The sequence below is a fragment of the Jiella flava genome, from assembly GCF_017349315.1.
Taxonomy (GTDB): Bacteria; Pseudomonadota; Alphaproteobacteria; order Rhizobiales; family Rhizobiaceae; genus Jiella; species Jiella flava.
On sequence record NZ_JAFMPP010000013.1, the window covers coordinates 1 to 11943 of the forward strand.

Here is an 11943-nt window from a genome sequence, read left to right on the forward strand (position 1 = left end):
AAAGCGAACCTCATATCGCTTCCCTCGCGAAGAAGGCTGCGGCCTTTTTTAGGATGTCGCGCTCCGCCTTCAGCTTGGCCACTTCCTTGCGCAGCCGGTCAATCTCCTGCTGCTCCGGCTTCATCTGCCCATGGCCGGGAAAGGCATGCTGTGGATCGCTAGATAGTTCACGCACCCATTTGCGCAGCATGTTCTCGTGGAGATCCAAGTCACGGGCCGCCTGCGCCACCGCAACGCCCCGATCCTTCACCAGTCTCACAGCCTCAAGCTTGAACTCGCGGCTGAACTTCCTTCTCTGCATTCCAACTCTCAAGTTCCGTTAAACACATTATCTCGGTGTCCACGAAACCGGCAGAAGGCCAACGAGCGTCCGTTTCGGCCAGCGCGGCGATCTGCGCTTTGAGGGACCGATATAGTCCTGCGCCGTGGTTTCGAGAACGGCACGACGCTCGGCGAGACTGGCCTGAGGGTGCTCATAGCCAAAGCGCTCCGCAATGGCGCGCAACGCTTTTTTGCCTTCGCCGACGCCAAGGGGACTATCAGGAATTCTGTGTGTGTGTGTGCGGGCGTTTGAACATTGTCAGGCCATGGCCTGTCAAAGCCCGGGAAGCGGCGCTGATATTTGGCGATAAGCTGCGGATCGAAGCTCGACTGCCGGTCCCGTGGAACAGAAAGCTCGAACTTGCCGCTGTCGGTCGTGACGGTCTTCTTGCCGTAGCCGTTGCGGCCGTTGCCAGCACCGTTCTCGCCGGCAAGATGATGATCCATCTCGGCGTTCAGCGCCCGTTCGGCCAAAGCCTTCTTCAGGCCGTCAAGCAAACCGCCCGGATCAAAGGCGGTCTTCGGATCGGCGCCCGACAAAAGCTGGTCGAGCAATGCGTCTGGGATGCTGGGTTCCCTGCGGCGGGCCATGGGTGATCTCCTTCGGTCCCATTATGCCCCGCCCACACACGGAATTCCTGACAGTCCCCATACCGAGCGGTAGTCGACCGTCAGGCCGCGCTCCTCGGCGAATTCCCTGACCAGGACGCGCAGCGTGAAGGGCGCTTTTGTGCAGCGCCGGCGCAGCCACTCGGCATGCGCGCCGGCGATCTTCTTCGGCTTGTGCCCGCCCATCTGGCCGCGCTCCACGCTGCCGGTCTCACGATGACGCTGCAGCCATTTGACCGCCGTGCTCACCGCACCCCCGAAGCGCTCCGCCGCCTGATGGCGCGACAGACCGCCCTCGAGCACCCCCGCTACCACCCGCTCACGCAGGTCCATCGAATAAGGTCGACGCATCCATCCTGGCCTCCGATCCCAGCCAGCATGTTGAATCAGATGGGCGCCGCCGATGGAATCCCCTTCCGATTCAGACCAAATTCATCCCGATCTAGCGAGTCGGCTGCGGGATATTGCGCTGCAAACTACCCGACAACTATGCAGCGGCTACCACATTCCGCTGGGCGATGTCGAAACAACGATGGAAATTTTGCTCGCGGCAAGCTGCGGAAGGGCCTCCCTACCGCATAGCCACTGATGCCGATCCTTCGCCAGTGGTTCGGTGAATGGCTCTAGGAGACCGGCTACAAGTTTCCACTGATGGCGCGAATTGAGCCAATCAAAGCCACGCGCCGCGGACGTCCGTACTCCTGTTGGCTTCTCGGTTGCAATCATTGTCAGATGATCGAAGTTCAGGAGGTTGACCCCCTCTAATGAACGAACATCCTGACGGCTTGACTCACCTTGGCTCAAGCGTGCCGCAGCCAGATGGAGGACAGAAAATTCCCCAGGCAATATGCCGAACATTCTGATCAAAGGGCAATCTATTGAGCCATCTGATAGGTATTCTACGTCCATTTGGCACCCTCTTACGTCTGCTAGGCTTCTTGGTTCCCTACGCCTAAGCAGGGCGGAGAAAGTGGCGACGGAGAAAGAGGCCGATTCTTCCACGGAGAATTCCAATCGTTCCATGGATTGTAGTCCCAGTGTGGCTCCGGATGCCACTTATCCTGTGGATGAAACCGCCATTCGCCATGCTGTGGATCGAACCAGCGAGGGTTCTGCTTGCTTGTTCCCTCTGGATAGCGCCACGTCCAGTCAGGAGTCCAGCCAGGCGGTTTAGGCTGACCAGGCGGAGGCGGAGGCGTCCGGAGCCAATCGAAGTACCACCATGGCCTTGCAAATAGAAAGAACTCCTGGAGCCCTGAAGGATCATAAGCGCCGACCGGATTGCCGTCCGCATATGCATAGAGGCTTGGTCCGGCGATCCATCCGAGGGGGTCGGGCTGGGTGTAGCGACCGAGGGTGGCGTCGTAATAACGATGCCAATTGTAAGACAGGCCGCTTTCGAGCTGGAACCACTGGCCGGGAAAGCGGGCATCGAGAGAGGCAGGCCCCGCGACGGAGATGAGGCCGCCAAAGGGGCGGTACTTCGCCCGCCAGACGACGTCCATGTCGTCATGGTCCTCGACGGCGCACCCTGGCATGGAATGTCACAGCGGCGCGTCATCGTCATGATGCGCCCCGCGACCAAATCATATAACTTTCACCGTCGTAAATTCCAGTTATGATAAATTTTGATGAATAGATAATATCTTGAATTTCACTGTAACATTTTTCTCCATCGTCACCCGTACAAAACATCAGAAAACACTGAGGATAGCCAGTTCCATCGATAAAATCTGCGACAGTATCAATATCCATGAATTTTGTCTCATTAAAGAAAAATATATTTCCATTAATTATAATGTAACTCCAATCAAAACAATCCTTATCTTCTTCATCATACATAAAATCGTAAGAATATAATTTCATGTTTTCATGATTACTTTTAATGAAATCTGCTAATTCGCGGAATAAAGTTACGACAGGTCGCATGTAACCTTTATCAAGCTCGATTATTTGCCCTGGCGGAGTGACCCCACCCTGTGAAAAAGAATGCAGTCTCTCCTCGCTTAAACCCTTCGGGGCGATGACCTGAAATCGTCCTCTGCGTAGAAAGCTTGGCAAATTATCGATGTCCGCGCGAATGTAACCAATTTTATCGATCGTATACTTGATTCCAGATTCAGCCGAGATATCGCGTAGGTTGATTTCCATATCATGGCTCCGTTATCGCTTCGGCTCGACCCGACCGTCTTCCCAGAACTGCCATCTTTTGTCACCTGGGTCTCGGCCTCTATCTGTAAAATCATAGTGCGGCCCGGCTGGTGGACCATGGTTTAAATCGGGGTGCACGCTCTGTTCGGGATTCGATGGATTTCGGTAGCCCCCTTTTTCACCGCCTGGCTCATCTGGGCCCTGCCATTCCCACTGTTTACCATCTGCTCCTACTGGCGGATTGGCGGGATTTCCCCAGTCGACTTGCGGCAAGTCCTTCCCATGCTGCGGCTTCTCCGCCATCGGGACCAACAACGGCCCCATGAAGTGGGACACCCCCGGAAACTCACTGATTTTCGGTTGAATCTCGAATTCGGGTCGATTTTGGCCGAGGTCGTTGGCGTCGACGCCGATCTGGCTTTTGCAAGCGGTGCTTTACCGGCGTTCTTGGCTCATTGAACAGGACCCCCTTTCGATCGGACAGTCGGCATAGCCCTGGAGGCTTGGGGATATCCCTGAGCACGTGCTCATGTCTGACTTCGAAATCATCACCGGTGGCGGCCGTCGGCGACGCTGGTCTGCGAGCGAGAAGCTGCGCATCGTCGAGGAGATCCTGGACGGGCGCGAGACCGTTTCGGTCATCGCTCGCCGTCATGGCGTGGCTCCCAATCTTCTGTATCGTTGGCGCCGTCTGATGCTGGAGGGGGGAGCGGTCGCGGTGAGTGGCGACGACGCGGTGACGAGCGACCGGACCGTCCGGCAGATGGAAGAGCGCATCCGCGAGCTGGAACGCCTGCTCGGCCGCAAGACGCTCGAAAACGAGATCCTGAAGGACGCGCTGGCAAAGGCGCGCCCAAAAAAACCGACCTGGCCGCCCTTGTCGCGGCCGAAGGACGGTTCGCGATGACGGCGGTCGCCAAGACGATCGGCGTTTCCCGCTCCAATCTGTCCCGGCGCCGGAGCGAGGCCGCAAAGCCGCGTCGCGCCTATTCAAAGGCTGGCGACGCGGCGGTCCTGCCGTTGATCCGGACGCTTGTCGAAGAGCGCCCCACATACGGCTACCGGCGCATCACCGCACTCTTGAACCGGCTCTTGCGAAAGCGTGACGAGCCGCCGTGCAATCACAAACGGGTCTTTCGGATCATGAAACGCAACGGCTTGCTTCTGGCGCGCTCCGGCTGCGATCGGCCCGTCCGCGCTCATGATGGCAAGGTCGTCACGATGCGATCGAACATCCGGTGGTGCTCCGATGGCTTCGAATTTCGCTGCTGGAACGGCCAGATCGTCCGATGCGCCTTTCTGATCGACGCCCATGACCGCGAGATCATCGCCTGGAAAGCCGTGGCTGGCTCCGGCATCAGCGGCTCCGACATCCGCGACGTGATGCTCAAAGCCGTCGAGACGCGCTTCACCGCCTTGCGCGCCCCCGAGCCGATCGAACTCCTGTCGGACAATGGTTCGGCTTATACCGCAAAAAACCCAGGTCTTCGCCCGCCAACTCGGCCTGAAGTCCTGCTTCACTCCGGTCGCGAGCCCGCAGAGCAACGGCATCAGCGAAGCCTTCGTCAAAACGTTCAAACGCGATTATGTGGAGGTGAACCCCGTACCGGACGCCGTAACGGCTCTGCAAAACATCGCCGGATGGTTCGAGGACTACAACGACAACCATCCTCACTCCGGGCTGAAATGGCGCTCGCCCCGCGAGTTCCGATCAGCCCAAGCCGCAACGGCATGACTGTCCGCTCAAACGGAGGCAAGTCCATCCCCGAGCGTACATCGAGATGACTTTCTCATCAAAGCCCGGAAAGCGGCGCTGGTACTTGGCAATGAGCTGTGGGTCGAAGCTCGATTGTCGATCCCGGGGAACGGACAGCTCGAACTTGCCGCTGTCCGTCGTCACCGTCTTCTTGCCGTAGCCGTTGCGGCCGTTTGCGGCGCCATTCTCGCCGGAAAGATGATGATCCATCTCGGCGTTCAGCGCCCGTTCGGCCAAAGCCTTCTTCAGGCCGTCAAGCAAACCGCCCGGATCAAAGGCGGTCTTCGGATCGGCGCCCGACAAAAGCTGGTCGAGCAATGCGTCTGGGATGCTGGGTTCCTTGCGGCGGGCCATGGGTGATCTCCTTCGGTCCCATTATGCCCGCACACACACGGAATTCCTGACAGTCCTTCGTACTCATAGGCGGATGCCTATGCCTTATCGGCTATGCCGCCTTTCCGGTCAAAACGGGGTGCGCTCCACCCGACCAGGCAAGCCGGAGAACGCGATGGACAAGCGCCTGCTACACACACATGGGGACACGATCTCGTACGGCACACCGACACCCGGCATGTTTTTTGCTTGATCCCTTTGAATTGATCGGCGTCAATCTATGGCAAGGCAAATCCCATGCAGATAGTAAGCACGATTGCCTCGGGCCCCACACAAGCGCTGCTCGCTACCATTGCAAGGCGCGGAGCCAATCCTACGTCCGTAATGGCCCGAGTTGGCCTGCAATCCAGCCAACTGCGAGGGGACAACCGCGTCGTCCCGCTTGCAACGTTCACCACAATTCTGGAAGTTGCCGCTGCCGAGCAAGATAAAACAACATTCGGACTGGAACTCGGCAGAGGATTTCCGGTAGAAGAGCTAGGTCCAATTGCCACATTATTTATGTCATCAAACAATTTTGGAGATGCGCTTGAAAAATTCACACGATATTTTCCTTGCCTGCAAAGCAGGACAAGAAGTGCTCTTTCAATAAGCAATGGTACGGCGCGGCTCGCCTATTCCATAGGCGACACAACGGTTCGCTTTCGAACACAAGACGCCATATTCACGCTGGCGTTGGAATATTCGATGATCCGCAAATTATTGAGGCGGGATTGGCAATGCTGTCATGTCGATTTTGAGCATTCTCCCGACGAGGATCTCGATACCTACAGGGTCCATTTCTCCTGCCCAATCCGCTTCCGGCAGCGTGAGAACGCCATCAGTTTCCCTGCAAGCTACTTGAATGAACCCATTCCTCACTCGGACAGTTTTCAACATGCTCGGATCGAACAGTCGCTAGGCGACATGATGCGGGGCAATCAGGCACGCCTCGATTTGATTGCGGGACTGGAAGCATGGATAACGGCTTGCCTGGCTCGCTCTGTAGCAGTCGACATCGAGTGCGCGGCAAGCGATTTTGGAATGAGCCTGCGTACCTTTCAACGCAAGCTTGAAGAGCAGGGCATAAATTATCTCGACATCCGCAACAAGGTCCGCTGCCAGATCGCCAAGTGCATGCTCGCGGGAACCAGGCTTTCCGTCACAGGAATAGCTTACAGTCTGGGTTATAGTGAAACTAGCGCATTCTCGCGCGGGTTCCGGCACCAGGTTGGAATGTCGCCTGCCGCCTATCGTGCGGTATTTGGAGCCGTTCACTCAATACCACCTCAATGATTAACAAGTGGCATCGCGACATATGGTGACCTGCAACTGGATCTTCATCCACGCAGACTGAGATGGTCTGTCCTCTTAAGCTTCTTTCCATGCTATTCTTGGGAAGGAGGATCGCCCCATGGAACAGTCATAATCACGCAAGTCTGCGGGGCCGCGTGATGCGGCGACGAAGGTCGCGTATCATCGGCTGAGTGTCTTGGATCTGGCCAAGGAGCTGGGCAACGTTGCCGAGGCGTGCCGGCAGCGCGGCCTCGACCGCACCAGCTTCCACGAATGGAAGCGGCGCTTTCAGACACAGGGCTTCGAGGGCCTGAAAGACCTGCCGCCGATCCACAAGAGCCATCCGCAGACGACCCCGCCGGCGACGGTGGAGCGGATCCGGGCCTTGGCGCTCGAGCATCCGGCCTATGGCTGCAACCGGCTCGAGGCGCTGTTGCGCCTGGAAGGGATCGCCGTCTCGGCCATCACCATTCAGAAGATCCTGAATGCCGCCGCTCTCGGCACGCGCACCGACCGCTGGCTGGCGCTGGAAAAGGCCAATGCGGACAGAGAGATCGCGATCACGCCCGAGCAGGCGGCGTTCATCTAGAAGCTGACCCCCTGCTTCCGCGAGCGCCATGTCGAGAGTTCGGCGCCCGGCGGACTCCTGTCGGCCGACACCGTCTTCGTCGGCAATCTCAAGGGCATCGGCAAGGTCTATCTGCATGCCGTCGTCGACACCTACGGCTCCTATGCCTTCGGCTTTCTGCACGTCTCCAAGCAGCCCGAGGCGGCCGTCGCCGTGCTCCACAACGAGGTGCTGCCCTTCTATCGCCATCTCGACCTGCCGGTCGGCGCCGTCCTCACCGACAACGGCCGAGAATTCTGCGGCACCGACAAGCATCCCGACGAGCTCTATCTCGACCTCAACGGCATCGAGCACCGGCGCACCAGGGTCCGCACCCCGAAGACCAACGGCTTCGTCGAGCGCTTCAACGGCACCATCCTCGACGAGTCCTTCCGCGTCACGATGCGCGAGACGTTCTATGAAACCGTCGAGGCCCTGCAGGCCGATCTCGATGCATGGCTCGTCCACGACAACACCGAACGCCCGCATCTCGGCTACCGCAACATGGGCCGCAGGCCGGTCGAAACCGTCATGTCATTCGTCAGCCAAGAAGCTTAAGAGGACGCCTACGATTTGGCGCCAAATGTCAATACGGGACGTTGTTCGCTTTTTAACCTCGCTGTTTGGCGCTTCTGCGACAGGAAGTGGCGGCTCTCAAACGACGGCTGCTTCTCACCCGATACCAGATGTCCGTCGCGTTTATGCAAATCAAACCAAAAAGGGGAGCCGTCATGGATTTGCAGACTGACAATAAACTTCGCCGCGACGCGATAGGTGTCTCACACATCGTTTTTTTCGTCGTAGCGGCGGCAGCGCCGTTGACCGCGGTGGTAGGCGCTTCTCCAGCGGCATTCGCGTTCGGCAACGGGCCGGGCGTGCCAGCTTCATATCTTCTTGTCGGCCTTCTCTATCTTGTCTTCAGTGTCGGATTTACGGCCATGAACAGGTTCGTAAGCGGTGCTGGTGGGTTCTATTCCTACATCGCCAACGGGCTTGGCCGCCCTGCCGGAGTTGCCGGAGCCTTCATCGCGCTGATCACCTACAACGCGATCGATATCGCCGTATACGGTCTCTTCGGCTTCTTCTTGAACGACATCGTCAAGTCAATGGGCGGGCCCGACGTGCCGTGGCTACTTTATTCTCTGTTGCTAGCGATCGCAGTCTATCTGTGTGGCATGCGCAAGATAGAGTTCAGTGGAAAGGTACTGGGCTGCTGCATGGTAGCAGAAATCGCCATTCTCATGCTGCTCGGCTTGGCGATCCTCATGACAGGCGGCGGACCTGAAGGCATTTCGGTTTCCGCGTTCGGTCCACAGGCTGTATTTACGCCCGGTCTTGGCGTTGCCCTAGTTTTTGTTGTCGCGTCCTTCATCGGCTTCGAAGCGACCGCAATCTTTGGCGAGGAGGCCCGTGACCCCAAGCGCACCATTCCGAAGGCGACCTATCTTGCGGTCCTGATCATCGCGCTCTTCTACGCCTTCGTCACTTGGACGATCTCGCTCCATTATGGCCCGTCGAAAATCACCGAAGTTGCGGCCACACAGACGGCCACGATGTATCTGTCGGCTGTGCAATCGAAACTTGGCGGCTTTGCAGGTTTCGTGATGAACGTGCTGCTCGTGACAAGCCTGTTCGCCTGCGCCCTGTCCTTCCACAATACAATCAATCGTTATTTTTATGCGATTGGACGGGAAGGCATCGCCTGGGCAGGTTTTGCCCGTACCCATGACGACCACCAGTCACCCTATGTCGCCGGCATTGTCCAGACGGCTCTCGCCTTCGGGATAACGGCGATTTTCGCCCTGACGGGCCAAGATCCCTATGCTGTGGTTTTCGCGTGGATGGGCACGTTTGCAAGCATCGGCATCCTGATTCTCCAAATCCTGGTCTCTCTCGCGGTGATAGTTTTCTTCGCTCGTGACAACCGGGGCATCAGCCTTTGGCACAGGCTCGTGGCCCCGGTTATCGGAGCGCTCGGACTGGCCTCGTGCCTTGCCCTAATGATCGCCAACCTGTCTCTGGTCAGCGGTTCAGAATCCCTGATCGTCGATTCCTTCCCGCTGGTGATCGTGTTGGTTGGCGGCCTCGGCTTCGTCTTCGCCAACTGGCTCCGCACTGCCCGTCCCACCGTTTACGAAAATCTCGGCCGCGCTTTCGGCTGACACGAACGGGTGGGGAAACCAGTCTCTACTCGACCATTATTACGAAAACATCGGAAAGAATGAACATGTCCGATATGGCTCATGAACATTGCTGCTCTTCACAAAAACGCCCTTCTGACCACGATCCGATCGTCAGCCATCCGCTTCAACCGCTGACTCCGGCAGAAATTCGTAAAGTGGTCGAAATCGTCCGCGTCAATCCCCCCTACGGCGACGACACCCGTTTCGAAACGATCGAGCTTATGGAGCCGGAAAAGGCTGTCGTCAGGGCTTTCAAATCCGGCGATGTCATAGCCCGCAATGCCAGGGTCAACGTCTTCAGCGCAAAGGCTGTCGGCGTCACCGGCATGACCGTTTCCTTGGGCCGGGGCGAGGTGCTGTCGGCACAGGAGTTTCCCGAAAAACGGCCGATGATCCAGCTTGAACAGTTCATTCCGATCGAAGAAATCGTCCGCGCAAATCCCGAGTTCATCGCCGCCTGCGAGAAGCGTGGCATTTTCGATATGTCGATGGTCTGCATCGATCCATGGTCGGCGGGGAATTTCGGAATCGAGGGAGAGGAAGGACGCCATCTCGCCCATGTTTTCGCCTGGCTGCGTCTTTACGAGAACGAAAACTTCTATGCACATCCGATCGAAGGGCTGAACGCAGTTCTCGACCTGAAGACACAGGAAATCATCCGCGTGGACGATTACGGCGTGACGCCCATTCCCATGCAGGAGTCCAACTACGAGCACCAGCTCGTCAACACGACCCACGCACCGCTCAAGCCGATCAACGTGACACAGCCAGAGGGGGTGAACTTCGCCGTCAATGGCCGACGCCTGACCTGGGACAAGTGGTCCATGGTCATCGGCTTCAACGCGCGCGAATCCCTTACTTTCCACGATATCCAGTATGACGGAAGGCCGATCCTCTTCCGCGCGTCGCTGGTGGAGATGGTCGTGCCATACGGTAGCCCCGACAATGGGCACTATCGCAAGCACGTGTTCGACATCGGCGAATACGGCATCGGCAAGCTTGCGAACTCCCTCAAGCTCGGCTGCGACTGCCTCGGCGTCATCGAATATCTCGACGTGCACATGAACACCATAGACGGCGAGGTAATGACCATCGAGAAAGCCATCTGCATCCACGAAGAAGATGTCGGGCTGCTCTGGAAACATATGGATTTCCGTACCGAGCGGACGGAAGTGCGGCGGGCCAGAAAACTGGTTGTCTCCTGCGTCTGCACGGTCGGAAACTATGAATATGCCCTCTACTGGTATTTCTACCTCGACGGCATGATTGAGTTCGAAATGAAGGCGACCGGCATCATCAACACCGTAGCCTGCATTCCGGGCCAACCCGGTAAATACGGCCGCGAGGTTCTGCCAGGTGTGGTCGGGCAGATTCACCAGCATATCTTCTGCGCGCGGCTCGACATGGCGGTAGACGGCGATCTCAACAGTGTCGTCGAGTGCAACAGTTATTCGGAAGAGGAAGGCCCGCAAAATCCCTACGGCAACGCCTTCTACGAAGAAGAAACGGTGTTGGTACGCGAAAGCGAGGCGGCGCGTCGTGCAAACTCTGAGACCCACCGGTACTGGAAAGTCATCAATCCGGCAAAACTGAACTATACCGGCACGCCTGTCGGCTACAAGCTGGAACCGACACATGCCGTTACCCCCTATGTGCGCGCCAACTCCCCCTCGGGAAAGCGCGCAGATTTTGTGCAGAACCATCTTTGGGTATCCGCATACCACCCAGAGGAGCGCTTCCCGGCCGGCAACTACGTGAACCACTCGGACGGACAGGGCGGCATCGCAGACTATATCAAACAGGATCGCCCGATTGAGAATGCCGACGTCGTGCTCTGGTATGTCTTTGGCTTGCACCATCCTGTCAGGGTCGAGGATTTTCCGGTTCAGCCATGCGTCGTTACGGGCTTCAAGTTAATGCCCAGCGGGTTCTTTAACGGCAATCCGACGATCGATTTACCACCGGATATCAACAAGGCAAGTTGCTGCGCCAACACCTCCGGAAGGTAAGACTGATCGGAGGACATTGGACTTGCCTCCGTTTGAGCGGACAGTCATGCGGTTGCGGCTTGGGCTGATCGGAACTCGCGGGGCGAGCGCCATTTCAGCCCGGAGTGAGGATGGTTGTCGTTGTAGTCCTCGAACCATCCGGCGATGTTTTGCAGAGCCGTTACGGCGTCCGGTACGGGGTTCACCTCCACATAATCGCGTTTGAACGTTTTGACGAAGGCTTCGCTGATGCCGTTGCTCTGCGGGCTCGCGACCGGAGTGAAGCAGGACTTCAGGCCGAGTTGGCGGGCGAAGACCTGGGTTTTTTTGCGGTATAAGCCGAACCATTGTCCGACAGGAGTTCGATCGGCTCGGGGGCGCGCAAGGCGGTGAAGCGCGTCTCGATGGCTTCGAGCATCATGTCGCGGATGTCGGAGCCGCTGATGCCGGAGCCAGCCACGGCTTTCCAGGCGATGATCTCGCGGTCATGGGCGTCGATCAGAAAGTCGCATCGGACGATCTGGCCGTTCCAGCAGCGAAATTCGAAGCCATCGGAGCACCACCGGATGTTCGATCGCATCGTGACGACCTGGGCGCCGTCGCGGATGCCGAGGGCGTCGGTGAGGCGGGCGCGGCTGTCGGTATAGAGGGCGGCGCTGG

General features: G+C 57.8%; 5 protein-coding genes and 7 pseudogenes. 5 read left to right on the forward strand and 7 right to left on the reverse strand.

What is annotated here, in order from left to right; all coding sequences use genetic code 11:
* The 5 genes and pseudogenes from J1C48_RS14120 to J1C48_RS14140 all read right to left on the reverse strand — a co-directional run.
* Positions 1–301 (reverse strand): annotated as a pseudogene (locus tag J1C48_RS14120) (transposase); the annotation flags it as partial.
* Positions 302–594: 293 nt separating this feature from the next.
* A pseudogene (locus J1C48_RS14125) lies at positions 595–912 on the reverse strand (transposase); the annotation flags it as partial.
* Positions 913–969: 57 nt separating this feature from the next.
* Positions 970–1281: pseudogene (locus tag J1C48_RS19285) on the reverse strand (IS630 family transposase); the annotation flags it as partial.
* 578 nt (positions 1282–1859) lie between these two features.
* On the reverse strand, positions 1860–2468 hold the full coding sequence (locus tag J1C48_RS14135; RefSeq protein ID WP_207258637.1) for an RHS repeat-associated core domain-containing protein: 609 nt from the start codon (positions 2466–2468) through the stop codon (positions 1860–1862).
* Between the two features lie 25 nt (positions 2469–2493).
* Positions 2494–3081, reverse strand: a complete 588-nt coding sequence (locus J1C48_RS14140) for a hypothetical protein (RefSeq protein WP_207258638.1) — start codon at positions 3079–3081, stop codon at positions 2494–2496.
* 529 nt (positions 3082–3610) lie between these two features.
* On the opposite strand from J1C48_RS14140, the pseudogene J1C48_RS14145 reads away from it, so the two are divergent.
* Positions 3611–4816: pseudogene (locus tag J1C48_RS14145) on the forward strand (IS3 family transposase).
* A gap of 3 nt (positions 4817–4819) precedes the next feature.
* On the opposite strand, the pseudogene J1C48_RS14150 reads toward J1C48_RS14145, so the two are convergent.
* Positions 4820–5191 (reverse strand): annotated as a pseudogene (locus tag J1C48_RS14150) (transposase); the annotation flags it as partial.
* A gap of 276 nt (positions 5192–5467) precedes the next feature.
* Between J1C48_RS14150 and qhpR the strand changes: the two are divergent.
* The 4 genes and pseudogenes from qhpR (at position 5468) to J1C48_RS14170 (ending at position 11304) form a co-directional block, all read left to right on the forward strand.
* Positions 5468–6505 carry an AraC-like transcriptional regulator QhpR gene (gene qhpR / locus J1C48_RS14155; RefSeq protein ID WP_207258639.1) on the forward strand — a complete coding sequence of 346 codons (1038 nt, stop codon included), beginning with the start codon at positions 5468–5470 and terminating at the stop codon, positions 6503–6505.
* A gap of 154 nt (positions 6506–6659) precedes the next feature.
* Positions 6660–7670, forward strand: a pseudogene (locus tag J1C48_RS14160) (IS481 family transposase); the annotation flags it as partial.
* A gap of 173 nt (positions 7671–7843) precedes the next feature.
* Positions 7844–9274: an APC family permease gene (locus J1C48_RS14165; protein ID WP_207258640.1), complete on the forward strand. Its 1431-nt coding sequence runs from the start codon at positions 7844–7846 to the stop codon at positions 9272–9274.
* A 65-nt stretch (positions 9275–9339) separates the two neighbouring features.
* Positions 9340–11304, forward strand: coding sequence for a primary-amine oxidase (locus tag J1C48_RS14170; RefSeq protein WP_207258641.1), 1965 nt, complete (start codon positions 9340–9342; stop codon positions 11302–11304).
* 44 nt (positions 11305–11348) lie between these two features.
* Here J1C48_RS14170 and J1C48_RS14175 read toward each other — a convergent pair.
* Positions 11349–11890 (reverse strand): annotated as a pseudogene (locus J1C48_RS14175) (DDE-type integrase/transposase/recombinase); the annotation flags it as partial.
* Between the last annotated feature and the right edge of the window lie 53 nt (positions 11891–11943).